This window comes from Veillonella sp. VA137 (assembly GCF_003992015.1).
In the GTDB taxonomy this organism is placed as follows: Bacteria; Bacillota; Negativicutes; order Veillonellales; family Veillonellaceae; genus F0422.
Map to the genome: position 1 here is coordinate 35,778 of NZ_RQVK01000003.1, position 24,257 is coordinate 60,034.

Sequence of the window (24,257 nt, forward strand, 5' to 3'; positions counted from 1 at the left end):
TTGATCGAAATACATCAACTTTCCTTTATTGGTTCTATAATATATATATTTTTTGGAGAATAGCAAAAGCCATCCTCCTCAAACCTTTTCTATTCGTCTCATTATTCATATTGTAAAGAAAATTAAATGATATGCTTATTTTTATATAAAAATAGTCATTCCATTCAGTTTCCTTACATTTTAAATCTTGACAGCTAAGAATTGACTAGTCATACTTATGCTTTATCCATATCCTCTAAATATAATGTCGTGGTACCCGCTCTGAAAAATTACAGAATATTTCATAAGGAATGGTCCCAACCAAATAAGCCAATTCAAGGGCTGTAATACTCTCTTGCCCTTGTTGTCCTAATAGCACAACAGCATCTCCTGGAGCTACAGTAATATGACTTGGTACTTTCACCATAAATTGGTCCATACAGATACGCCCTACTATAGGGCAGCGTGTACCATGGATAAGCACAGAGCCTTTATTAGACAACGCCCTAGGATATCCATCGGCATAACCCACAGGTATAGTAGCGATCGTTTCCTCAGCCATCGTTGTATAGGTACTTCCATAACCGATAGATGACCCTTTGGGTAAATGTTGTACATGTACTACCTTACTATATAAACTCAAAGCTGGTTTCAATCCCAATCGATTAGGCACATCCATGGAAGGCATAATGCCATATTGAATAATACCTGGTCGAGCATCGTTAAATAAACTATCTCTTACTGCTAACAATCCAGCACTATTAGCTAAAGAAAAGCGATAATCCTCAGTACGATTGGCACGAATTAACTCCACCACATCTCGAAATTGTTGTACTTGTTGATTGGCATGAGTTTGATCCGCAGCATCGCCATTGGCTAGGTGTGTAAAAAATCCATCTACTCGTAAATATTCATAAGACTCTACTGTTTCTAAAAATGCTAATACATCATCTGGCTTACTACCGATACGATGCATACCTGTATCTACAGCAATAGCACACTCTACAATTGTTTCATGTCGACGAGCACATTCATTCAACGCTTCTAAATCTGTGGATTCACAAATAGCAGGTCTAGAATGCCCTTCTATCACTAAATCAAAGGATTGGGGCAGCGTCAGACCTAATAGATAAATAGGTACCGTTATACCTGCCTCACGCAAAGGAATCGCCTCTTCTGGAAAAGCTACGGCTAGCGACTCATACCCTTCCTCTACGGCAATACGTCCTACCATAACACTACCATGTCCATAAGCATTTGCTTTCACCACTGCAGTACTCGTGCACCACTCTGGTAAACAATCTTTAATTTTCCGTAAATTACTTCGTATTTGTGCTGTATCAATTTCTACATATGTAGGTCTCACACATTCACCTTCTTATTATTAGTATATAAAACCTAGTATTAACTACTATTTATTAAACTATTATAATAGCTCCTAACTATTCTAAATAATTATTTGCATTACTAATGTACCATGCTATAAAAGTATATGCAATCCTTTTAGATTATTTCTTTTAATACCTTTCATAAAAAGGACTGACTACAAAATCTTGCAAACAAGATTCTGCGTCAGTCCTTATCTATTACCTATTTAATTTTACATTATACCTAAGCAAAGTATGTTACATTATGGCATATTGAAAGGCCATACCATTGGAATCACGATAAGACTTACGATGAAGCAAACCAGGATTAATGGAGTACCTGCTTTCACATAATCCATAAATTTGTAATTACCAGGTGTTAATACAATTGTATTAGGTGGTGTACCTACTGGTGTAGCGAATGCGCAAGATGCGGCAACGCCAATCGCCATAAGTACTGCATGAGGGCTTGCGCCCATCGCTTGAGCAATGGAGATACCAATTGGTGCTAACAATGCGCAAGATGCTGTATTGGACATAAATTGTGTTAATACGCAAGATAAGATAAATAATACAGCTGTTGCAAAGTAAGGACTTGGGTTATCACCCATGATACCTACTACTGCATTGGCAATCATTTTACCAGCCCCAGAATCATTCATCGCGGCCGCTACTGGCATCATGCCAGCAAATAGGAAAATAGTTACCCAATCTATCGATTGATATGCTTGTTTCTCTTTTAAGCAACCAGCTAATACGGCTAAAATAGCACCTACGATAGCGGCTACATGAAGAGGAACGTTAATACCAATGCTTTTCAATGGATCAGACAATGCCATGAATAATACAACACCTAATAAGATAATACCAGAGTACCACATTTTTTTAGGATCATTAGAAATTTCACTAGCATCTACTTCTTGTTCTACTTCAGCATCTGCATTACCATCATGTTTAGGTAAAAAAAGTTTACCAATTGTTACCATGTAGATCATAAATGCAACTGTTAAAGGAATACCAATCCATGCAAATTCAAAGAAACCGAATTGAGGTAGTTTAGCTTGGCCTAATGCACCATTGATGATGATGTTAGGAGGTGTACCTACTAAAGTGATGATACCACCAATCCCTGCTGCAAATGCCATAGGCATCAATTGACGGGACGCTGGGATTTTAGCAGATGCACAAATACCAATAACTACTGGCAATAACGCTGCTGCCGTACCTGTGTTAGAAAGCACAGATGACATACCTGCTGTTACAAGCATCAAAGCAATCATAAGACCATTTTCACTTTTACCTGCTTTATTAACAACGGAAATACCAATTTTTTGTGCTAAACCAGTATGGAATAATGCAGCACCAATAATAAACATACCTGCGAATAAAACTACTGTACTATCAGATAAACCACTAAATACTTGTTTCATTGGAATTACACCTAATAAACCAAGTGCCATAGCACCACCGATAGACGTAATTGCAAGTGGAATAATTTCTGTTACAAATAATAACGCCATTACACCAAGGACAATTAAGGTTTGTACAGCCGGATCCATAAGAATCAACTCCTCCCTAAGGGATACATTCCTTATTAGCCGCAAAGCGCTTTAAAAAAAAGCGTATATAATATAGGAAGATAGGCCAATAAGAAATAACATAATCGCCGCTACTCCATACCCTTCTGCTGTACAAGGGTATCCAAAATGTAGCCACTCTCCAAGTAGGCCACGGCGGAGAAAAAAGCTATATGTTTTTCGTTTTTGAAACCATTTAGATTTTCGCTCTTCACCTAATAGGAGTGCGGTGATGATAAAAATAAAAAGCGCAATACAAATACAAGCAAAAACCTTTCCTTCGTCTGATAATATCATAGGCGTCACCTCATACATAATAAAAGTGAAAAAAGTCTGAGTATTTCTAAAGCGCTTTAAGACAAACTATATAGTTCATCATAAAAGTATCTGTAATAGCCTAGGCAACCCTTTTAGGCGGATTGCCTAGACACTGTTACAAATTATTTCATCATAGCAAGCATTGTACCAGCTGCTACAGCTGTACCGATAACACCTGCTACATTTGGCCCCATCGCATGCATTAATAGGAAGTTCGAAGGGTTTGCCTGTGAACCCACTACTTGCGATACGCGGGCTGCCATTGGCACCGCAGATACACCAGCAGAACCGATCAATGGGTTTGTTTTACCACCGTCTGCCCAGCACATTAATTTACCGAAAATAACACCACCAGCGGTACCACCGATGAAGGCAACTAAACCTAATACGATAATTTTAATGGTTTCTAAATTTAAGAAACTGTCTGCTGTCATTGTAAGACCTGTACCAGTAGCTAAGAAGATTGTTACTGTGTTAATTAAAGCGTTTTCAGAAGTATCTGCCAAACGAGCTGTTACACCAGATTCACGGAATAAATTACCAAGCATCAACATGCCTAATAAAGAAGTGATCGGTGGTAACAACAAGGAAATGGAAATTGTCGCTACTACTGGGAAAACAACTTTTTCAAAACGAGTTACTTCACGCAATTGTTCCATTACGATTTCACGGTCTTTTTGAGTTGTAAATAACTTCATAACCGGAGGTTGAATCAATGGTACAAGAGACATATAGGAATATGCCGCTACTGCGATAGCACCTAATAACTCAGGAGCTAATTTTGAAGCTAAGTAAATGGATGTAGGACCGTCAGCACCACCGATGATACCGATAGCTGCTGCTTGTTTCGCAGTAAATCCAACCATCATCGCTCCACCAAGAGCCACGAATACGCCGATTTGAGCTGCTGCGCCTAATAATAATGTTTTAGGATTTGCAATGAGTGGACCGAAGTCAGTCATAGCACCTACCCCTAGGAAGATAAGAGGTGGGAAAATTTCGTATTTAATCCCTAATCCAATGAGGTTCATAACACCTTCATGGAAACCATTATTAGGAATATTAGCCAAAATACATCCAAATGCGATTGGACTCAACAATAGAGGTTCAAAGCCTTTCGCAAAAGCTAAATACAATAAGATAATTCCTACAAGGATCATGATACCATGACCCATTGTGAAACTAATAAAACCACTATCCACCCAAACAGAGTTGAGTGCAACAAGAAAAGCGTCCATATGGAGTTCCTCCTTAAGAAATAGAAGGGTTTAGTTTAAGCAGTATAAATTTATGATTAGCCTAAAACAACTAAAGCGTCGCCAGTTGCTACAGTTTGGTTAGCTGCTACGCGAACTTCAGCTACTGTTGCATCATGTGGAGCATAGATTTCATTTTGCATTTTCATAGCTTCTAAAATGCAAAGAAGATCGCCTTTTTTAACTGCTTGACCAGCTGTAACTGCTACGGATAAGATTTTACCTGGCATTGGGCATTTTACTGTTTCTGCGCCTGCTGGAACTGGAGCTGCTGCTGGAGCTGCTTTAGGAGCTGGAGCTGCTGCTTTAGGAGCTGCTGCTACTGGAGCTGCGCCGCCAACTTCATTTACTTCTACTTCATAAACTGTACCGTTTACTGTAACATTGAACTTTTTCATTATAACTTCCTCCTGAATTACCTATTTGTAATGAAACTTTTTCATAAGCTTAGATTAGCTTATAGGGCCTGTAAACGACTAGCTAGTCGCCAAGAATTAGACACTACTGGGCGAATGGATGCAATTTGATTTTGCGAATAGCCCATAGCAACGATAGCACTGACAATAGCTGCTACAACTTCTGTTTCTTTGTTTGCAGCTTGTGCGTTGGTAGTCTTATTCATTAAGTTCTCCTCCAAACTATCTGGTTACATTCCTACCTAGCAGTCTACCGTCCAATTTCCAACCTGTGCTCACAATCGGTCTTACGGAAGCAATTTGTGATTTGGAATATCCCATCGCACATACTGCTGCCACAATGGCTGCAACCACTTCATCATGTTTTGTTGTGGTACTTGCCACACTAGGAGCTGTGGCTGATGGTACCTCTGCTACCTCAGCCTTAGTTGACTTTTTTTTTGTAGGATCTACTAGATAAATAATATGCATAAGCACGCCTAACAAAATTAGAACGGCGAATACAATTGTCATATTGATGGCCATAATTAGCCACGGATTATCTGTCATACTTTCACCTCATTAATAGAGAACCATGATAGTAGAATCATGCAAGAAGCAAAGTGTGTAGTATGCCTCTAGGAAATAGTTTATAGAGGGATATTACCGTGTTTTTTCGGAGCACGGGTTTCGCGTTTACTTGCCAACATTGCTAATGCATTGATGATAGCAGGTCGAGTATGTTTAGGTTCAATTACCACGTCAACGAATCCACGTTCAGCAGCTTTGTATGGAGTTGCAAACTCTTCTACGTATTTAGCTGTTTTTTCATCTTTATCTTCATCGCGTTTGAAAATAATGTTCGCTGCACCAGCAGGTCCCATTACAGCAATTTCAGATGTAGGCCATGCATACACTTGGTCTGCACCCAAATCTTGGGAACACATTGCAAGGTAAGATCCACCATATGCTTTACGAGTGATAACAGTAATTTTAGGTACTGTTGCTTCAGAGTAAGCATATAACATTTTCGCACCGTGACGAATGATGCCGCCCCATTCTTGGTTTGTGCCCGGTAGGAAGCCCGGTACGTCAACGAAGTTTACAACAGGGATATTGAAAGCATCGCAGAAACGGATAAAGCGGGAAGATTTGTCAGATGCATTGATATCTAAGCAACCTGCCATTACGCGTGGTTGGTTAGCAATGATACCTACGCTTTGTCCAGCAAAACGTGCGAAACATGTAATGATATTTTGTGCGTAGTGTGGTTGTACTTCATAGTATTCACCATTATCTACTGTTGCACGAATCACATCAAACATGTCGTAAGGCATATTTGGATTATCTGGAAGTAAAGTATTTAAACCTTCATCTTCACGAGCTGGGTCATCACCAGTGTCAACTAATGGAGTATCTTCCATATTGTTACTTGGTAAGAAGCTCAACAAGTAACGAATTTGTGCTAAGCAATCATCTTCGTTTTCTGTTGCAAAGTGAGCTACACCAGATACACTGTTATGAGCCATTGCACCACCAAGATCTTCTGCTGTTACTTCTTCTGCTGTTACAGATTTGATAACTGCTGGACCAGTGATGAACATTTGAGATGTATGTTTAACCATGTAAATGAAGTCAGTTAATGCTGGAGAGTATACCGCACCACCTGCACATGGTCCCATGATAACGGAAATTTGTGGGATAACGCCAGAAGCGTTAGTGTTTTCAAAGAAGATTTTACCGTAGCCAGCTAATGCGTCTACTGCTTCTTGAATACGAGCTCCACCGGAGTCATTGATGCCGATAATAGGAGCGCCCATTTTCATTGCCATACGTTGTGCTTTAACGATTTTAGCAGCATGCATTTCCCCAAGGGAACCACCTTCTACTGTAAAATCTTGAGCAAAAGCAAATACCAAACGTCCGTCGATAGTGCCGTAACCAGTCACTACGCCTTCACCTGGTAATTCTTTTTTCTCTTGACCGAAGTTCACACAACGATGTTTAACGAATTGATCTAATTCAACAAAGCTATTTTCGTCGAATAATTTTTCAATACGTTCACGAGCTGTATATTTACCGCTCGCATGTTGTTTTTCTACGCGTTTTTCACCGCCACCTTGTTTAACAGTGGACAGCTTTTTGTGCAATAATTCAATTTTTTCCTGAACCGTTGCCATTTTACACCTCCATAGAATAATTACGGATATAGTTTATTATTTCATACGTTGGCAAAGTTCTAATAAAACACCGCCAGTAGCTTTTGGATGAAGGAATGCAATTGCAGATCCACCAGCACCATAGCGAGGTTCTTCGTCGATTAATTGAACACCTTTTGCTTTTAAGTCAGCAATCGCTGCTTTGATGTCATCAACGCGAAGTGCTACGTGTTGGATACCATTACGGCCACCATTTTTTTCGATGAAACGACCGATAGGGCCATCTGGAGTTGTAGATTCTAAGAACTCAAGTTCAGCATCACCGCAAGGGAAAAAGCTTACTTTTACTTTTTGCTCTTCAACTACTTCATCTTCTGGTAGATGTTCCATACCAAGTGCGTTTTTATAAAACTCTTTTGTTGCTGCCAAGTCAGATACACCGATACCGATGTGGTCTACTTGTAATACTTTGAATGCCATAATAACTCTCCTTTCAAATGAGCTGCAACTCGAAAGTGATTTTTGTCATCTTTCGATTACTTATATGATACCACGATATTAGATTTTTATCATTCTTTTTATTATCTTTTTAAGGACTTTTCTAATACCGAGTTAACAACACTATAAGGGTCATTAGTTCTATTATTAACAGCTGCTACATCTTGTTTGAAAGCGTCGCTTTCAACCACATGTTCATGAACATAACGCATAATTTGCTCATTGATCATCGCTACTAGTTCATCATGCGTACGTTCTGCACGGCGAGCTGCTAATTCTCCACTATCTTCAAGATATTCAAAGTGTTCATCTAGTGCTTCCACTAATTCATCAACACCTTCATCTTTACTAGCGATAGTTCTCTTAATTGGTGGTCTCCAATCAAGTTCACGAGAATCTAAGTCTAGCATCATTTCAATTTCAACATTAAGCTTATCACAGCCATCGCGATCTGCTTTATTGATAGCGAATACATCGCCAATCTCTAAAATACCCGCTTTGATTGCTTGGATATCATCACCTAAACCTGGTACCAATACAACCAATGTAGTATCTGCATTTTTAACGATATCTACTTCAGATTGTCCAACACCTACGGTTTCGATGATAACAAGATCCATGCCAAATGCATCCATTAATTTAACAACATCTGCTGTTTTTTTAGATAATCCACCTAGGCTACCACGTGTACCCATACTACGGATAAATACATTTTCATTTAATGTCAAATCATTCATCCGAATACGGTCACCTAAAATAGCACCACCTGAGAATGGACTGGTTGGGTCAACAGCAACGATGCCGATTCTCTTACCTTGTTCTAGATAATGCTTAACCACTTTATCTGTCAATGTACTTTTACCAGCCCCTGGAGCACCTGTGATACCCAAGATACGAGCCTTACCAGTACGTGGATAGATAGATTTCATAATGTCGATCGCATTATCGTATTCATTTTCTACAGCCGTAATCGACCGAGCCAAAGCAAGACGAGAACCTTCTAATAGTTCTTTGATTAAATCCATATTGTCACCGTCCCAATTATATATACGTCTAGGCTCGAACATACATGCCCGAGCCTAGCTCAAGTATATTATTTTACGTTAGCTTTGATGAATTCAATTACATCAGCTGTTGGAGTGCCTGGTGTGAATACTGCGGATACGCCAGCTTCTTTTAAGCCAGGGATATCAGCGTCAGGAATAACGCCACCGCCAACTACTAATACATCGCCCATGCCTTTTTCTTTAAGCATTTCAACGATTTTAGGGAACAATGTGTTGTGCGCGCCAGAAAGAAGAGATAACGCAACTACGTTAACGTCTTCAGAAAGAGCAGCTTCAACGATTTGTTCTGGAGTTTGACGAAGACCTGTGTAGATAACTTCGAAACCAGCATCGCGAAGTGCGCGTGCTACTACTTTTGCACCACGGTCATGACCATCAAGACCTGGTTTTGCTACGATTACTCTGATACGTTTTTCTGCCATGATGTTATACCTCCAAATAGGTTCGATTAATTATAGTGTGGAATGAGCTTGGTATTCACCGAATACGCCGCGCAATACGTTACAAATTTCACCTAATGTAGCATATGTTTTAACGGCAGCCAAGATTAATGGCATCAAGTTTACAGATTCATCTTCTGCACCAGCTTTTAATGCTGCTAATGCTGCATCAACTGCTGCTTGATCACGGTCTGCACGAACTTGTTGTGTTTTCTTGGATTGGTTGATACCTACAGAAGCATCGATGCGAAGAAGACCTTCAACTGGTTTTTCCTCAACTTGGAATTTGTTAACACCTACGATTGTACGAAGGCCAGATTCCACTTCCATTTGCCATTTATAAGCAGACTCTTGGATTTCTTTTTGGATGTAACCTTTTTCGATTGCTTCAACAGCGCCACCCATTTCATCGATTTTTTGGATGTATGCTTTAGCTTCTTCATAGATAGCATTAGTCATAGCTTCTACATAGTAAGAACCACCCAATGGGTCAACTACGTCAGCTAAACCGGATTCGTAAGCAACGATTTGTTGAGTACGAAGAGCGATTTGTACAGATGCTTCAGTTGGAAGAGCCAATGCTTCGTCACGAGAGTTAGTATGTAAGGATTGAGTACCACCCATTACAGCAGCTGCAGTTTGAAGAGCAACACGAACGATGTTGTTGTCAACTTGTTGTGCAGTCAACATAGAACCAGCTGTTTGAGTATGTACACGTAACATCATGGATTTAGGTTTTTTAGCACCAAAACGTTCTTTCAAGATATGTGCCCATAGACGACGGGATGCACGGAATTTCGCAACTTCTTCTAATACGTTGTTGTGTGCGTTCCAGAAGAAGGATAAACGACCTGCAAAATCGTCAACTTCCAAGCCAGCTTTAAGAGCTGCTTCGATGTATGCAATACCATCAGCAATTGTGAAAGCGATTTCTTGCGCAGCAGTGGAACCAGCTTCACGAATATGGTAACCGGAGATGGAGATAGTATTCCATTTTGGCACATATTGAGAGCAATATTCGAAAATATTAGTGATCAAACGCATGGATGGTTTTGGAGGGAAGATGTAAGTTCCGCGAGCTGCGTACTCTTTCAAAATATCATTTTGAATTGTACCGCGAAGTTCAGTGGAAGGTACACCTTGTTTTTCAGCAACTGCAATGTACATAGCAAGAAGTACAGATGCAGGAGCGTTGATTGTCATAGAAGTGGAAACTTTACCTAAGTCGATACCTTGGAACAAGATTTCCATATCTTTTAAGGAGTCAATCGCAACACCTACTTTACCAACTTCGCCTTCAGCCATAGCGTCGTCAGAGTCATAACCGATTTGTGTTGGTAAGTCGAATGCGCAAGAAAGACCTGTTGCACCGGACTCGATTAAGTAACGGTAACGTTTGTTGGACTCTTCAGCAGTTGCGAAACCAGCATACATACGCATTGTCCAGAAACGGCCACGGTACATAGTAGGTTGCACACCACGAGTATAAGGATAGAATCCTGGGAATCCAAGATCACGTTCATAATCAAAACCTTCTAAATCAAGCGGTGTGTATACCGGTTGTTCTGGTAAGTTTTGACGAGCAGGTACTTTCTCACAGTTTTTAGCGTACGCTGCATCATATTCAGCAAGTTTGGCTTTTAAGTTGTCATTAGCCATGTTCATCATCCTCCTATAAAATTAACCTTGTTTTTTCATGCTTCCTGTTTCAGTGAAGCGTTTATGCCAAGAAAGAGCTTCATCTAATAAGATAGGTGTATGGGCGCCATTTGTCTTTTCAATAGCTCTTTCGAGGTAGTTAAGTAATTCTTGTTTGTAGTCTGGGTGAGCACAGTTTTCAATGATTTTGTATGCTCTTTCAATTGGAGCCAAACCACGAACATCGGCAATACCTTGTTCTGTACAGAATACTTGTACATCATGTTCTGTATGGTCAATGTGAGATACAAAAGGAACGATGGAGCTGATATCTCCGCCTTTTGCTACAGAGTTCGTACAGAAAATGGAGATATAACCATTTCGAGTGAAGTCCCCGGAACCACCGATACCATTCATCATTTTGCTACCCATAATGTGAGTAGAGTTTACATTACCGAAGATATCGAACTCGATTGCTGTATTCATAGTGATTACACCAAGTCTACGAGCTAAACCAGGGTTATTGGAAATCTCTTGCGGACGCAATAGAATGTGTTTACTGTATTTGTCGATATTGTCATAGAAGCGTTTCAATCCATCTGGAGATGGGGACAATGCTGTACCAGAGCAATCTGTTACTTTACCTGCATCAATTAAATCCAACATGCCATCTTGGATAACTTCAGTGAAAATAGATAAGTTTGTGAAAGGACCTTCTGCCAAACCTGATACAACTGCATTCGCTACAGAACCTACGCCAGATTGTAATGGCAACAAGTTTTCAGGTAAGCGACCTGCTTTTACCTCTTCTAAGAAGAAGTTAATCAAATGTTGACTCATCGCTTTTGCATCATCATCGATTGGTGCTAGTGGACGAGTTGTGTCAGGTACATCACATGGAACGATAGCTACGATTTTCGCAGGATCACATGGGATGTAATCTGTTCCGATACGATCGCCAGCCGCTTTGATCGGGAATGGCTCACGGTATGGAGGATCTTGTGGTTCATAGATATCGTGCATACCTACCAAGGACATTGGTTGAGATACGTTTACTTCTACGATAACTTTTTTAGCTTGACTCACAAATGTTGGAGAGTTACCAACGGATGTACTAGGAACGATACCACCATCTTCACGGATGCAAACCGCTTCAATGATAGCTACGTCAGTGTCACCGAAGAAACCATAACGGATTTGTTGAGCCATTTGGCTAAGGTGCATATCAATATAACGAATTTTTTGGCTATTCAAAGCTTTGCGAGTATCGTTATTTGTTTGATATGGGAAGCGACGACGAATACCGTTTACACGAGTTAATGCTCCGTCTGCTTCATCACCAACTGATGCACCAGTCCAAAGATCAATTTGGAAAGGATCTGATTCCATGCGTTTTGCTAGAGCCAATGGCACTGCTTTAGGGTAACCAGATGGTGTAAAACCACTGATACCTACATGGTCTCCTGGATTAATCAATTTAGCTGCTTCTTCTGCTGTAGTAATTTTTGCTTGCAACGCTGCGCCTTGCACGCGATCTAAAATGTCGATCATACTACCATCTCCTTTAGTTTGAATGACTTATTCAGCTATCTAACAATCACACTATACATTCAATTCTTTTATTTCTATTATGAAAGAAATTTCTTACTTACAAAACTGCTAAAGAAATATAAGATTAAATATCTACTCAAAGTGTGACATTTGTTAATTCCCATAAATACTACTCATTTTTCTTATTATTGTCAACCATATATGCAAATATATGCATAATAGGCATACAGAACAGATAAATCCAATGCGAGTATAACTTTTTGTTATACCCTTTATCTACCTATATCTATAAATGTTGGTGTAGTACAACTTTTTTCGATATTTCAACTCTTATGCATACACTCTATTTATGTTTATGCATTTCTATGTGTTATATTATTCATAACTAACAGTTATTTGCTTTTATTATTTTTTGTTATATCCCAAATCATATTTCTTAATCCGCTTCATAGTCTGCGTTAAAACTATATCACCTGTGATAGGTTCACACTTTATTTCTTAACCTTACTGCCAAGAAATACTCTCTTATAATTGGCAGCTCAGCATTCTCATTCATCTATAGTCATTGATATATGTAAATATTGTTATAGTCCTCATACAATCTAAATACAATGATTACCACATATAAAAAGTATAGAGATTGTCATAAGACCTTCTCTATACTTTTAATTTTTTATATTGTTTTTTTATTTCGTATGACACTCATAGAAAAGCCTAATAGTTGCCACAAGACCATACTTACTTGCTGGCTATATAAAGCATGATCAAAGAGACCGCTTACCAAAACAACTACGGTGATTAAGGTCATACTATAGCGATATGGAATGGAAAGGCACTTTTGTTTTTGTACATTTCTACTATGCCCTAGCAATATTGCTAACAACAAGCACAAGGAAATGGGGCCCGTTTCTGCAGCCACTTGCAAATACAAATTATGAGCATGATAGATTATGACCGTTGGATCTTGGATAAAGTAATTATAGTCTGGATAGGTCATCCAAAACGCATCCCAACCAATACCAAAGACAGGAAAATCTTCTATCATGTACATAGTACTATCCCACAATGCCCACCGAAGCATGACCGATGTATCTTGCCCACTAAAAAGGGACCATAATCGACTGGATACTTCCCCATGGTAAAAGAATAACACTAACGGCACTACTAGAAGAGCATATAATAATCTTCGCTCTACACAAATACCTGCTACAAATACAACAATAGCCAAACTAAGCCACATGCCTCTCGAATAGGTAAGAACAAGGCATAATAGCATAAATACGACAGCTAATGCCATGTAAGCAAAGCGTTTCCAATCTTTAGCTTTCAATACCTGTATCGTTCCTAATCCACCAATGGACAGGACAAACAATAAATACTCACCCAATAAATTAGGGTTCTGTAACGTCCCATACATGCGCCGCATGAGTCCTGGAAAATAAACATTATCCACCCATTCATGAATATGTTCCGGAGTCATATAAAAATACTGATATCCCGCACCTAAGCACACGAGAACTCCAGTCATACAAAATAAGGACAAAAACGTTTTCTGCCGTCTTTCAGTATCTATATAATATGTCATCAACCAATAGATACTGCCATACATACCTATATGGTAGAACCAGCTCATAGCCGACCATTGTATATTCATGGAATTAACGATAGAAATTCCTGTCCAAAGAATAAATCCCAGAACTGCCCATTGTAGCCAATGTAAGGCCCCAGAAAATCGTTGCCTATCAAATAGCAATGCCAATATCCCCGCCACAAGGACAAGAATATTGCCTCCTATAGGTAATAAGGGAATACACACCGTTGCTCCATAGAGTAGATAGACTATCCACTGATCTATAGATAGTCTACGTAGGGCATCCATTAGTGCCCCATTTCTTGGGCGAGCCATTGTTGCACATCACCAAGAATGTATAAAGATCCCACCACAGCGATGATATCGCCTTCCTTAGTTAGTTTCATAGCATGGTCTAAGCCCTCTTGGATTGTCTCCATAGGATCTGCTTGGACGGGCATTTGTTTTGCCAACTGTTGCGGTGCAATGCCTCGTGGTGTTGGCGCTGGCACCGTAATCACTCGATCTTTTTGTCCTACTAAATAGCTGACCATAGTGGATACATCTTTATCTTCCAAAATTGATAAAACCACAGTTTTCGCTTTGTCTGGATACAGTTCATTGAAAGTCATAGAAAAAGCTTCTGCTCCGCTCGCATTATGAGCCCCATCTAAAATGATTGTCCTGCCATGGACTTTGAAGGTTTCAAACCGTCCTGGCCAAGCAGCACGAGCCAATCCTTCACGGTACGTTTCTTCACTCACTGCTGGTTCTTTGTCTTTCAAAATTTGCAATACCCTTGCTGCACACGCTAAATTTAGGGCTTGATGGATACCATGCATGGATGTGAAGAGCATGTCTTTATGGCCTGCTTTATCTTTTACTGTAATCATTTGTCCCATCGCCATCGCACTGCGACTATCGATGGTAAAGTCCTCATTGAACACATGATAGGTCACGCCTAGAGAACGAGCCGTTTCCTTGATCACATCAAGAGCGCTCCCTTGAGCTGCTGTTACAAGAGGCACTCCTTGTTTGATGATACCTGCTTTATGGCGGGCAATCTCCTCTACGGTATCTCCACAGTACGCTTGATGGTCAATGGTCACGTTTGTAATTACTGCCACTTCTGGAGTAATGACATTCGTAGAGTCTAGTAATCCACCTAAGCCTACTTCGATAACGGCATAGTCCACACCTTGTTCTTGGAAGAATAGGAACGCCGCTGCTGTTAAGATTTCAAATTGTGTGGGTGCTTCCACACCGCGATCCATAATAGTTTTCACAGCATGGCTTACACGTTCAATCAAATCAGCAAAGGCCTCTTCTGTAATATAGGCCGTATTCACACGCATACGTTCTGTATAGGATTGGAGATGCGGGGACGTAAATGTCCCCACTCGAAGCCCGCTCATATACAAGCCATAGGTAATATACGTAGAAACAGACCCTTTCCCATTTGTTCCTGTGACATGTATGGTTTTATATGTATGTTGTGGATTTCCTAGCTCTTCTAATAGCGCTGTAATCCGTTCTAATCCTGGATGAATCCCAAAGGAGGCTACCTCTTCTAGGTAGGCAATCGCTTCCGTATAATTCATGATGGATCTCCTTATGCTAATGTTTTTAAGAACTCTTCACGTTCGTTCAAGGCTTGTTGTTTTTGTTTGTATTCTTCCAATTTTTCTTTTTCTTTCGCCACTACCGCTTCAGGGGCTTTCGCTAAGAATCCTTGGTTGTTCAATTTGCCTTCTAAACGAGCGATTTCTTTCAATACTGTGGCTTGTTCTTTGGCGATACGTTCTTTTTCTTTGTCTGCGTCAATTAAATCTTTCAACAACAAGTACACTTCTAAGCCGTTCACCACAGTTACTGTAGCATTTTCTGGTTTTGGCGCATCTGGTGAAAGTACCGTCACTTTTTCAGCCCAACCTAAGGTATGGAAGTAATCACCATGGGTTTCTAAGATACCTTTCAACTCTTCTGTAGCAGGCACTAAGATAACTTCAGAACGTTTACCCATTGGTACATTCATTTCTGCACGCATGTTACGAATACCTTTGATACCGTCCATCATCACATTCATATATGCTGCTGCAGAGCTGAACCCTTCCATGGATAATGTACTTGGCCATGGAGCGACCATGATGCTCTCTCCTTCATGTGGCAAATGTTGCCAAATATGTTCTGTTACGAATGGCATGAATGGGTGCAATAATTCCATCATATGACGAAGGATGGATACCAATAGGTATTGAGCTGTTTGACGGTCACGGCCACCTTCTTTGTTGTACAAACGAGGTTTCGCTAATTCAATGTACCAGTCGCAGTACGTATTCCAAATGAAATCGTATACAGCGCTCGCTGCTTCCCCTAATTCAAATTTATCAAGGTTATTCGTAATATTAGTCACTGTTTTATTGTATTCTTCTAGAATCCATTTATCCGCCAATGTGTAGTCTTCTGCGCTTGGTACAAAGCTTTCATCAAAGCCTTCTAAATTCATCAATACGAATTTGGATGCATTCCAGATTTTGTTGGCAAAATTACGATTTGCTTCCACACGTTCCATGTAGAAACGCATATCGTTCCCTGGCGTATTCCCTGTTACCAAGGTAAAGCGCAACGCATCGGCACCGTATTCTTCAATCACTTCTAATGGATTGATACCATTGCCCAAGGATTTACTCATTTTACGACCTTGGCTATCACGTACTAAACCATGAATGAAGACGTGTTTGAAAGGAATTTCTTCTTTAAATTCTAAGCCCATGAAAATCATACGAGCTACCCAGAAGAAGATGATGTCGTAGCCTGTTACCATAACGCTTGTAGGATACCAATGTTTCACTTCCTCTGTATTGTCAGGCCAACCCATTGTGGCAAATGGCCATAACGCAGAGCTGAACCATGTATCTAATACGTCTGGATCTTGTTCTACTTTGCCATGGCAATGTGGACATTCTGTCAACGTTTCTGCTGTTACGATGGTTTCTCCACAATCTTGGCAGTACCAAGCTGGGATACGATGTCCCCACCACAATTGACGAGAAATACACCAATCACGAATAGATTCTAACCAGTTAGTATACGTTTTTGTAAAACGTTCTGGTACAAATTCAATAGATTTATCACGTACCACTTCTAAGGCAGGTTTTGCCAATGGTTCCATAGATACAAACCATTGTTTCGACACCATAGGTTCTACTGTCGTGTTACAACGGGAACAATGGCCTACACTATGACCATGTTCTTCCACTTTTTCTAATAAACCTTGCGCCTCTAATTCTGCTACTACTTGTTTACGTGCTAATTCACGAGGCATGTTCACAAAGTGTCCTGCTCCTGCATTCATAGTGCCATCTGGATTCATCACCACGATGCTTTCTAAATTATGGCGTTGTCCCATTTCAAAGTCATTAGGGTCATGGGCTGGCGTGATTTTTACGCAACCAGTACCGAACGATTGATCTACATATTCATCAGCAATGATTGGGATATGACGATTTACGAATGGAAGCAATAATTCTTTACCTACTAAATGGGCATAGCGTTCATCATTAGGGTTCACCGCTACAGCTACGTCACCAAACATCGTTTCAGGGCGTGTGGTAGCTACGGTTAAGAATGTATCTTCCTCCCCGATAACAGGGTATTTAATATGCCACAAATGACCATTTTCATCTTCGTGTTCTACTTCGATATCGGATAAGGCTGTCAAACAATTAGGGCACCAGTTAGTGATGCGTTCTCCGCGATAGATTAAACCTTTTTCGTATAATTCTACGAATACTTTTAATACCGCTTCATGGTAACCTTCATCCAAAGTAAAACGCTCTCTCGTCCAATCGCAAGAAGCGCCTAAACTACGGATTTGTTTTACGATGGTGCTACCGTACTCTTGTTTCCACTCCCATACACGTTTTAAGAACTCTTCACGACCTAAATCATGACGAGATTTTCCCTCTGTTTTCATGATATTTTCTTCTACTTTTACTTGCGTTGCAATCCCTGCATGGTCTGTACCAGGCATCCACAACACATTGTAACCTTGCATACGTTTCGTACGAATCAAAATATCTTGCAAGGTGTTATCAAGGGCATGACCCATGTGCAATTGACCTGTTACATTTGGTGGTGGTAACACAATACTGAACGGCTCTTTATTCGTATCTACTTCCTCGTGAAAGTACCCTTTCTCTTCCCAATATGTGTACCATTGTTGTTCAATCTCTTTTGGATTGTACGTTGTGAGATTTTTATATTCCTTCATATGTCCTCCTAATTTGGATATAATAATTATTTTATTAATTGGTACTTTCTACCTTTATTATTACCAATTCCTTTGATTTTACCATCTTTCACTAATTCCTGTAATAAATATCTTGCTCTCGACGCTTGTAACCCCAACAATTCCGCGATATCCTTCGCCTTAAAAAATAGATTCATTTCAGCAAAAATAAGTATTTGCTTTTTTTGTTCATTTTTTATCGTTGTTTTATCGCCGGTCTTGACCGCCGGTCTTATATCGCCACTATCAGAACTATTTCCTTTAACATCAGGATTGATAGCCCCTTTATCGCCGTTCTCATCATCTTTTATCGCCGGTCTTATATCGCCACCATCAGAACTATTTTCCTTACTATCAAGATTGATAGCCCCTTTATCGCCGTTTTTTACTGCCGTTCTTTTATCATATTCATAGTTCAAATTTTTAAGTACAGCAAAAAAAGAACTTTGAGTGGAACGAAACTCTGGACGTAAAGATGCATTATATTCTTCTTGTGACTCGTAGATATCCAACACTTTTTTTAGCCCACTGCCCCGTCGCTCCATTAAGTGCATTCTACTAAATACATCAGCAATCATAGGATTTCTACGTTTAGATGATATATTCGATATGTTTAACTCTTGAATAAAAGTTCCATCCATCATCCCCCCAGGAGAATATATTTCTAATCTATCATCATACATATCAATATGAACTTCTGAACCTAATTCACCATAATCACGATGAATCAAAGCATTTACCAATACTTCTTGTATTGCTCGCTCTGGATAATCAGGATATTCCACGCGATATGTATCAACTTTTTTCCAACGTTTTTTAGAATTGGTTTTTATAAAGTCTATACTATTTTGTAACAATAACAAAAGACTACCTTCAAACTCTTTATCATCAAGAGCCTCTTCTCTACCATTCGTTTTATCAAGGCCATTCCATCTTGTGGCGAATACCCTTGACTGACGAACTAATGGTTCATCAGCTAATAACGCTCCTGCATTCGTAAGATAATGATCACTACTTACTAACCCAAAAGATAATAAATCATTGTCTCGCAAATCATTCCCTGTTCGCTGAAAGTATACAGATTTTAACTTAGAAAATGCAGCTCGTTCTATCGAAATAGTTGTTGATATGGTGTCAAATGTTTTATTCATACCTCGTAAAATAAGGCTATTTAATTGCACGCTGCTGGCTGCAACGCTTTCATTTCCAACTCGTATAAAGGCAAGCCTATTTCCACTATCTACATAATAATAGGGAGTTTCGTTTCCCTCATACACCTGTAACATAATAAGATCTTTATTATCATTCCTGATGACTTCTAAATTAACTCTAGGTGTAGGGTCTAGCTTGGTCTTAATTATCGCGCTAATGAACTCAGAATCACCTTTTGCATCATCTAATCCTACGAGCCTATCTTCATCATCGATTCCCCAAATAAGCACCCCGCCTTTTGAATTGGCAAATGCACTAACAGATTTTAGCCAACTTTTAGGTTTATGCCGTTCGAGCTGTACTTTTTTATCGTAAGAACTAGTTTCTCCGATATAGTTTACTAAATCCATAGTTTTCCCTCTTCAAAACATCAAAAAGACCCCTTCGTCCATTAGGACGAAAGGGTCTATACTTCCGCGGTACCACCTAGATTATTGCCGTAGCAATCACTCACTATCGTTAACGCTGATCAGCGGGCACACTTACTCTAGTTCACCATGCCAACTCCGAGGCTACCCTCTTCCTACTACATACATTGTTCCACCAACCCAATGCTCTCTGTGATGCGTTCAAAAGATTTTTCCTCTTCTTAGTTATTATCTATATAGTATTAGTATACGTGAAAGTATGCAACACCGTCAATATATGAAGCTACAAAACTATCTACTTTATAAAAGACACATTCATTTCATCTAAGGACTTCGTTAAACTAGGCACATACACTTTCAAAAATAGATCTACCTCTGGCAATTGCATCTGTACTAATCGTTCGTGAATCGTATCATAGGCTGCATTAAACTCGTCATTACCTGCGGCTTTTTCTGTTACGCATTTCATGAATGCTGATAAAGTGTCCGCTGCTTTCACTAGTACTTCGTATTCCTCTGGAACAGATACTAAGGCTTCCTCATAGACTGGTTGCACCGGTTCTGGCAACGTACGCCATAAGGTTTCATTAGCCAACTGTTCCACTTCCCCATATAGGGCACGCAATTTAGGGTTAAAATATTTCACTGGCGTGGGCATATCTCCTGTAAATACTTCGCTCACATCATGATACATGGCCAGTACCGCTAATCGGTTCACATCCACAGTTCCCTCAAAATATGTATTCCGAAGCACTCCTAATTGATGGGCAATCATAGCCGTTTCTAAACTATGACCTTGCAAGTTTTCTACTTCGGTATTGCGCATCAAGCTCCAACGTTGAATATATTTCATACGCCCTAAAAGGGCAAAAAAATGACTTTCTTCCATGGTACATGCCTCCTTAATCCATTATACTCATTATACAAAAAAAAGCCCATTATCGCTATTCCGGTAATGAGTTGTTTAGTACGTCCCAATAGTTATTATGTTAATCTCTGATACATAAAATATACTAAATTCAATATCCCCTATGTTCCGTTTTATGGTACTATAACTATATAAAATCTCATGTTACTTACTAGGAGGATATATGCCCAATCACAATCAATATAAGGCCCCTACTACACTACGTAGTGGTGGCTATGTAGATATACACAATTCTGCCATTACTGTGACTTATGATATGCCTTATTATGCCATCAGCACGAGCCCTTTCAACGGTGGCTTGCACCATGTCATGGCTGTGCGCAATCAACAACTCACATTTTTCGTCAATGATGAAAGTGAATTACCTGGTGGATCCACGTCTGCTTATTTAGCAAAAGAATGCGTACAACTAGACCTACCGATTCATTTTTGTACAGCCTTATTGACTAGCGCTTCTATGGAGCGACATGCCTATGTATGCTTACAAGAGGGAACCATCATAGTCGAAGTCATTGCTACAGCAGGTGTTGAAAAAACAGCGCATCGAGCAGGCGATGGCTATACATACTACGAAAAAGATGGCGCCTTCCATGCCGGAGGCACCATCAACCTATTAGTGTTTACCAACTGCGCCCTCACCGACGGGGCTCTCACAAAATCATTGCTAACTATAACGGAAGCCAAAACCGTAGCACTCCAATCCAAGGGAATCACTAGCATCCTATCTGGACAACTAGCTACAGGCACATCCACAGATGGTGTCATCATGACCATTGATCCGAACGGAGAGCTCCTCACAGACTCAGGCACGTTCTCCCAGTTTGGCGACACCTTAGCCAAAGCCGTACGAAGTGCTATAGAAACAGCATTAGAGAATGCAGATACCTTGGATTTATAACTATTAGGGCTTATTGTGCTACCATTCCGTTAACCTAGATCTCCGTAGAGTGCATAGCACAATAATAAACGCCTTAATAGAGTGTAAACAGTTTCTCTAAATCTTCTCGACTTCGTTCTTGTTGTAACGCCAACATCAAAAGTATTCTAGCTTTCACAGGTGACAAAGAATCGCTAACGATTAATCCCTCTTTCACATCCGATGAATTACTAGATACAATACCATTCCCAATGCGGGATGACCGCACTTTGGGAATGGTAATTTTTTTGAGCGTATCTCGTACACCCTGTGGCAATGTGCCATGCCCAAAACCACCCACAATTAACCCCTGTGATCGACTTGCTACCATAGTTAGTATTTCTGTATCCATACCTCCATAGAGATTCACAATTCCCACTTGTGGCAATTCCACTTCCTCACGCAAAATAAATTCGCTGTCACTTGTATGCTTACGACACGGAGTATAGTAAAAATAAGCTGTTCCATTTTGTACGCAACCCATATGACCTAATTGGGCGTTTCCAAAGGTAGCCACATCAGTAGTGTGTAGCTTTGCCACCTCTCTAGCGCTATCAATGTAGCCATTCATGACCACTAATACCCCCTGGTTCCAAGCATTGTCACTGCGTGCTACTTGTACAGCTTGCAGCAAATTCACCGGACCATCCGCACTGAGTGCTGTAGCAGGACGCATGGAACCAGTCATCACGACCGGTTTCTTCGTATGTACCGTCAATTGCAAGAAATATGCAGTTTCCTCCATCGTATCTGTGCCGTGGGTAATAACAATACCACCTATATCATCTCGCTCAGCCACTTCATTCACAAGTAGTGCTAAGCGTACCCAACGATAGGGGCTCATTTCAGAACTATCGATATTAGAGAATTGGACACTTTCAAACGGGCCATACCCCTCCAAAGCTGGCACAGCTTGCATCAAATCATCCACACCTATGGATCCCGATCTATATTCTGTTAATGCACTAGACCCATTTCCTGTACCTGCAATGGTACCTCCTGTGCCTATCATCATAATCTTTGTATCCTTCATGTGATAACCTCCTTTGAAATCACTATTTTTATTATAGCATTCCTTGGCACACCATTGACATAAACTTTCATCATAAAAGAATCCTTTATTCTTATATTGACCCCTTACGACTAATGGAGTATAGTTATTTTATTGAGTATTTCATCCATCCTAAGAAAGGGTTTATTATGACACATACTAACTATACAACGAATGTATTACATTGGTTCCGTGAAATCAGTCAAATCCCTCGTGAATCTGGCAATGAGCAGGGTATTAGCGATTTTCTAATGCAATTTGCCAAAGATAGAGGTTTAGACGCAGAACAAGACGAAGCATTAAACGTAATCATTCGTGCTAATGCAACTGCTGGCTATGAAAATCATCCATCTATCATTTTACAAGGTCATATTGATATGGTGGCAGAAAAATCTGACACATCTACGCACGATTTTTCCAAGGACCCAATCGAGCTGATTGAAGAAGGTGAATGGTTACACGCCAATGAAACTACTCTAGGTGCCGATAATGGCATTGCTGTGGCGATGGCACTGGCTGTCCTAGATGATCCAACCATCCCTCATGGACCTTTAGAATGTCTATTTACTACTAATGAAGAAACAGGTATGAACGGCGCTATGGCTGTAAAAGGTAACCGCCTACACGGACAATATTTGCTCAATATCGATACAGAACAAGAACATGAATTTATTGTAGCCTGTGCTGGGGGCTGTCGTTTGGACCTTACTTTACCAACGAACGCAGTACCAGCACCAGCTGGATTAACTGCTTTGAAAGTCTCCGTAGATGAACTCCATGGTGGTCACTCTGGCATTGAAATTGGCGAACAACTTGGTAATGCTCTGACAATCCTAGCTCGCTTATTAGTGGAAGCACAACAAGAATCTCCTATTTCTTTAAGCAATTTTACAGGTGGTTCTAAACATAATGCGATCCCTCGCTTTGCAGAGGCAACGATTCTTTGCCAACCTTCTGATGCAGACGCATTACAAGCTCATATCCAAGCAAACACTGAGATTATTCGTCACGAATTATCTCCACAAGATCCAAATCTACAAGTGAAAGTTACTCCTTGTGACACTCCTGCTACGATCTATAGCGATGAGCAAGCACATAGCTTCTTGCAATTCTTGTACTTAGCACCTCATGGTGTATTTGGTATGAGTAAAAAGTTAGAAGGCTTAGTAGATACCAGTAACAATATCGCTATCGTCGAAGATAATGACACACAATTAGATATTCTTATCTCCGTACGTAGCTTGACTATGAGTCAACTAGCTTACCTACGTAACCGCATCATGACATTGGCAAAAATACATGGCTTCACTGCTTCTGAGCAAGGTCGTTACCCTGCTTGGGAATACGAACGCGGTAGCCGTTTAGAGGAACAAGCGATCGCTCTATACAAAGAGGTAATCGGTGTAGAACCTCATGTAACAGCCGTGCATGCAGGCCTTGAATGTGGCTTACTAAAAGCACAATTACCAAATACACAAATGATTAGCTTTGGTCCTACTATCTTAGGCGCTCATACACCAAAAGAACGGTTACACTTGCCAGCAGTAGATACAGTGTCCAAATTCTTATTAACCTTATTAGAAAAACTACAATAATGCTATCAACAAGGGGAGTCGCTATGCGGTTCCCCTCTGTTATATACATATTAGCTTTGTGTATTGCATAACACAGCAAAA

Annotated in this window: 21 protein-coding genes and 1 other annotated feature; of the genes, 2 read left to right on the top strand and 19 right to left on the bottom strand. The window is 40.1% G+C overall.

The features are described from left to right. Positions 1–235 precede the first annotated feature (235 nt). The 18 genes from alr to yfbR all read right to left on the bottom strand — a co-directional run bounded on the left by alr (position 236) and on the right by yfbR (position 20,575). On the bottom strand, positions 236–1,345 hold the full coding sequence (alr, locus tag EO116_RS02085) for an alanine racemase (RefSeq protein ID WP_009352878.1): 1,110 nt from the start codon (positions 1,343–1,345) through the stop codon (positions 236–238). A 264-nt stretch (positions 1,346–1,609) separates the two neighbouring features. Further along, the gene (locus EO116_RS02090) at positions 1,610–2,905 is read right to left on the bottom strand and encodes an SLC13 family permease (protein WP_009352963.1); all 1,296 of its coding nucleotides are present in this window, start codon (positions 2,903–2,905) and stop codon (positions 1,610–1,612) included. Between the two features lie 51 nt (positions 2,906–2,956). Then, a complete protein-coding gene (locus EO116_RS02095; RefSeq protein WP_009352887.1) occupies positions 2,957–3,220 on the bottom strand; it encodes a hypothetical protein in 264 nt (87 codons plus the stop codon). A 143-nt stretch (positions 3,221–3,363) separates the two neighbouring features. After that, positions 3,364–4,479, bottom strand: a complete 1,116-nt coding sequence (locus EO116_RS02100) for a sodium ion-translocating decarboxylase subunit beta (protein WP_009352994.1) — start codon at positions 4,477–4,479, stop codon at positions 3,364–3,366. A gap of 56 nt (positions 4,480–4,535) precedes the next feature. Further along, complete coding sequence (locus EO116_RS02105) at positions 4,536–4,895, bottom strand: biotin/lipoyl-containing protein (protein WP_127160435.1); 360 nt, start codon at positions 4,893–4,895, stop codon at positions 4,536–4,538. A 59-nt stretch (positions 4,896–4,954) separates the two neighbouring features. After that, positions 4,955–5,119, bottom strand: a complete 165-nt coding sequence (locus tag EO116_RS08420; protein WP_009352831.1) for a hypothetical protein — start codon at positions 5,117–5,119, stop codon at positions 4,955–4,957. Between the two features lie 16 nt (positions 5,120–5,135). Then, positions 5,136–5,462 (bottom strand): OadG family protein, encoded by a 327-nt coding sequence (locus EO116_RS02110; protein ID WP_062401065.1) that lies wholly within the window; start codon positions 5,460–5,462, stop codon positions 5,136–5,138. Positions 5,463–5,542: 80 nt separating this feature from the next. Then, positions 5,543–7,072 (bottom strand): carboxyl transferase domain-containing protein, encoded by a 1,530-nt coding sequence (locus EO116_RS02115; RefSeq protein WP_062401066.1) that lies wholly within the window; start codon positions 7,070–7,072, stop codon positions 5,543–5,545. Positions 7,073–7,108: 36 nt separating this feature from the next. Beyond that, entirely contained in the window at positions 7,109–7,531 is a 423-nt protein-coding gene (gene mce, locus EO116_RS02120; protein WP_009352819.1) for a methylmalonyl-CoA epimerase, read from the bottom strand. Between the two features lie 101 nt (positions 7,532–7,632). Further along, positions 7,633–8,574 (bottom strand): methylmalonyl Co-A mutase-associated GTPase MeaB, encoded by a 942-nt coding sequence (gene meaB, locus EO116_RS02125; RefSeq protein WP_062401068.1) that lies wholly within the window; start codon positions 8,572–8,574, stop codon positions 7,633–7,635. A gap of 68 nt (positions 8,575–8,642) precedes the next feature. Further along, on the bottom strand, positions 8,643–9,038 hold the full coding sequence (locus EO116_RS02130) for a cobalamin B12-binding domain-containing protein (protein WP_009352817.1): 396 nt from the start codon (positions 9,036–9,038) through the stop codon (positions 8,643–8,645). Positions 9,039–9,068: 30 nt separating this feature from the next. Beyond that, positions 9,069–10,715, bottom strand: coding sequence for a methylmalonyl-CoA mutase (locus tag EO116_RS02135; RefSeq protein WP_126941051.1), 1,647 nt, complete (start codon positions 10,713–10,715; stop codon positions 9,069–9,071). A 21-nt stretch (positions 10,716–10,736) separates the two neighbouring features. Beyond that, positions 10,737–12,245: an acetyl-CoA hydrolase/transferase family protein gene (locus EO116_RS02140; protein ID WP_127160436.1), complete on the bottom strand. Its 1,509-nt coding sequence runs from the start codon at positions 12,243–12,245 to the stop codon at positions 10,737–10,739. Between the two features lie 673 nt (positions 12,246–12,918). Next, positions 12,919–14,124 carry an O-antigen ligase gene (locus tag EO116_RS02145; protein WP_164726037.1) on the bottom strand — a complete coding sequence of 402 codons (1,206 nt, stop codon included), beginning with the start codon at positions 14,122–14,124 and terminating at the stop codon, positions 12,919–12,921. Continuing rightward, entirely contained in the window at positions 14,124–15,416 is a 1,293-nt protein-coding gene (locus EO116_RS02150; RefSeq protein ID WP_127160438.1) for a folylpolyglutamate synthase/dihydrofolate synthase family protein, read from the bottom strand. The genes EO116_RS02145 and EO116_RS02150 overlap by 1 nt, the downstream gene beginning before the upstream one ends. An 11-nt stretch (positions 15,417–15,427) precedes the next feature. Further along, complete coding sequence (locus EO116_RS02155) at positions 15,428–18,088, bottom strand: valine--tRNA ligase (protein ID WP_127160439.1); 2,661 nt, start codon at positions 18,086–18,088, stop codon at positions 15,428–15,430. 26 nt (positions 18,089–18,114) lie between these two features. Beyond that, on the bottom strand, positions 18,115–19,668 hold the full coding sequence (locus EO116_RS02160; protein ID WP_127160440.1) for an ATP-binding protein: 1,554 nt from the start codon (positions 19,666–19,668) through the stop codon (positions 18,115–18,117). A gap of 39 nt (positions 19,669–19,707) precedes the next feature. Beyond that, positions 19,708–19,918, bottom strand: a binding site (T-box leader). Between the two features lie 63 nt (positions 19,919–19,981). Continuing rightward, positions 19,982–20,575 carry a 5'-deoxynucleotidase gene (gene yfbR, locus EO116_RS02165; protein WP_127160441.1) on the bottom strand — a complete coding sequence of 198 codons (594 nt, stop codon included), beginning with the start codon at positions 20,573–20,575 and terminating at the stop codon, positions 19,982–19,984. A 202-nt stretch (positions 20,576–20,777) separates the two neighbouring features. Here yfbR and EO116_RS02170 point away from each other — a divergent pair, with 202 nt between their 5' ends. Next, positions 20,778–21,512, top strand: coding sequence for an adenosylcobinamide amidohydrolase (locus EO116_RS02170; RefSeq protein ID WP_127160442.1), 735 nt, complete (start codon positions 20,778–20,780; stop codon positions 21,510–21,512). 73 nt (positions 21,513–21,585) lie between these two features. On the opposite strand, the gene EO116_RS02175 is transcribed toward EO116_RS02170, so the two are convergent. Then, positions 21,586–22,563 carry an asparaginase gene (locus tag EO116_RS02175; RefSeq protein ID WP_127160443.1) on the bottom strand — a complete coding sequence of 326 codons (978 nt, stop codon included), beginning with the start codon at positions 22,561–22,563 and terminating at the stop codon, positions 21,586–21,588. A 167-nt stretch (positions 22,564–22,730) separates the two neighbouring features. Between EO116_RS02175 and EO116_RS02180 the strand changes: the two genes are divergently transcribed. Continuing rightward, complete coding sequence (locus EO116_RS02180) at positions 22,731–24,176, top strand: aminoacyl-histidine dipeptidase (protein WP_127160498.1); 1,446 nt, start codon at positions 22,731–22,733, stop codon at positions 24,174–24,176. Positions 24,177–24,257 lie beyond the last annotated feature (81 nt).

What these genes read in the sequence shown, in the direction of transcription:
- EO116_RS02090 (WP_009352963.1), bottom strand. Translation starts at nt 2,905, where the DNA reads ATGGATCCGGCTGTACAAACCTTAATTGTCCTTGGTGTAATGGCGTTA.
- EO116_RS02095 (WP_009352887.1), bottom strand. Translation starts at nt 3,220, where the DNA reads ATGATATTATCAGACGAAGGAAAGGTTTTTGCTTGTATTTGTATTGCG.
- EO116_RS02100 (WP_009352994.1), bottom strand. Translation starts at nt 4,479, where the DNA reads ATGGACGCTTTTCTTGTTGCACTCAACTCTGTTTGGGTGGATAGTGGT.
- EO116_RS02105 (WP_127160435.1), bottom strand. Translation starts at nt 4,895, where the DNA reads ATGAAAAAGTTCAATGTTACAGTAAACGGTACAGTTTATGAAGTAGAA.
- EO116_RS08420 (WP_009352831.1), bottom strand. Translation starts at nt 5,119, where the DNA reads ATGAATAAGACTACCAACGCACAAGCTGCAAACAAAGAAACAGAAGTT.
- EO116_RS02110 (WP_062401065.1), bottom strand. Translation starts at nt 5,462, where the DNA reads ATGACAGATAATCCGTGGCTAATTATGGCCATCAATATGACAATTGTA.
- EO116_RS02115 (WP_062401066.1), bottom strand. Translation starts at nt 7,072, where the DNA reads ATGGCAACGGTTCAGGAAAAAATTGAATTATTGCACAAAAAGCTGTCC.
- mce (WP_009352819.1), bottom strand. Translation starts at nt 7,531, where the DNA reads ATGGCATTCAAAGTATTACAAGTAGACCACATCGGTATCGGTGTATCT.
- meaB (WP_062401068.1), bottom strand. Translation starts at nt 8,574, where the DNA reads ATGGATTTAATCAAAGAACTATTAGAAGGTTCTCGTCTTGCTTTGGCT.
- EO116_RS02130 (WP_009352817.1), bottom strand. Translation starts at nt 9,038, where the DNA reads ATGGCAGAAAAACGTATCAGAGTAATCGTAGCAAAACCAGGTCTTGAT.
- EO116_RS02135 (WP_126941051.1), bottom strand. Translation starts at nt 10,715, where the DNA reads ATGGCTAATGACAACTTAAAAGCCAAACTTGCTGAATATGATGCAGCG.
- EO116_RS02140 (WP_127160436.1), bottom strand. Translation starts at nt 12,245, where the DNA reads ATGATCGACATTTTAGATCGCGTGCAAGGCGCAGCGTTGCAAGCAAAA.
- EO116_RS02145 (WP_164726037.1), bottom strand. Translation starts at nt 14,124, where the DNA reads ATGGATGCCCTACGTAGACTATCTATAGATCAGTGGATAGTCTATCTA.
- EO116_RS02150 (WP_127160438.1), bottom strand. Translation starts at nt 15,416, where the DNA reads ATGAATTATACGGAAGCGATTGCCTACCTAGAAGAGGTAGCCTCCTTT.
- EO116_RS02155 (WP_127160439.1), bottom strand. Translation starts at nt 18,088, where the DNA reads ATGAAGGAATATAAAAATCTCACAACGTACAATCCAAAAGAGATTGAA.
- EO116_RS02160 (WP_127160440.1), bottom strand. Translation starts at nt 19,668, where the DNA reads ATGGATTTAGTAAACTATATCGGAGAAACTAGTTCTTACGATAAAAAA.
- yfbR (WP_127160441.1), bottom strand. Translation starts at nt 20,575, where the DNA reads ATGGAAGAAAGTCATTTTTTTGCCCTTTTAGGGCGTATGAAATATATT.
- EO116_RS02170 (WP_127160442.1), top strand. Translation starts at nt 20,778, where the DNA reads ATGCCCAATCACAATCAATATAAGGCCCCTACTACACTACGTAGTGGT.
- EO116_RS02175 (WP_127160443.1), bottom strand. Translation starts at nt 22,563, where the DNA reads ATGAAGGATACAAAGATTATGATGATAGGCACAGGAGGTACCATTGCA.
- EO116_RS02180 (WP_127160498.1), top strand. Translation starts at nt 22,731, where the DNA reads ATGACACATACTAACTATACAACGAATGTATTACATTGGTTCCGTGAA.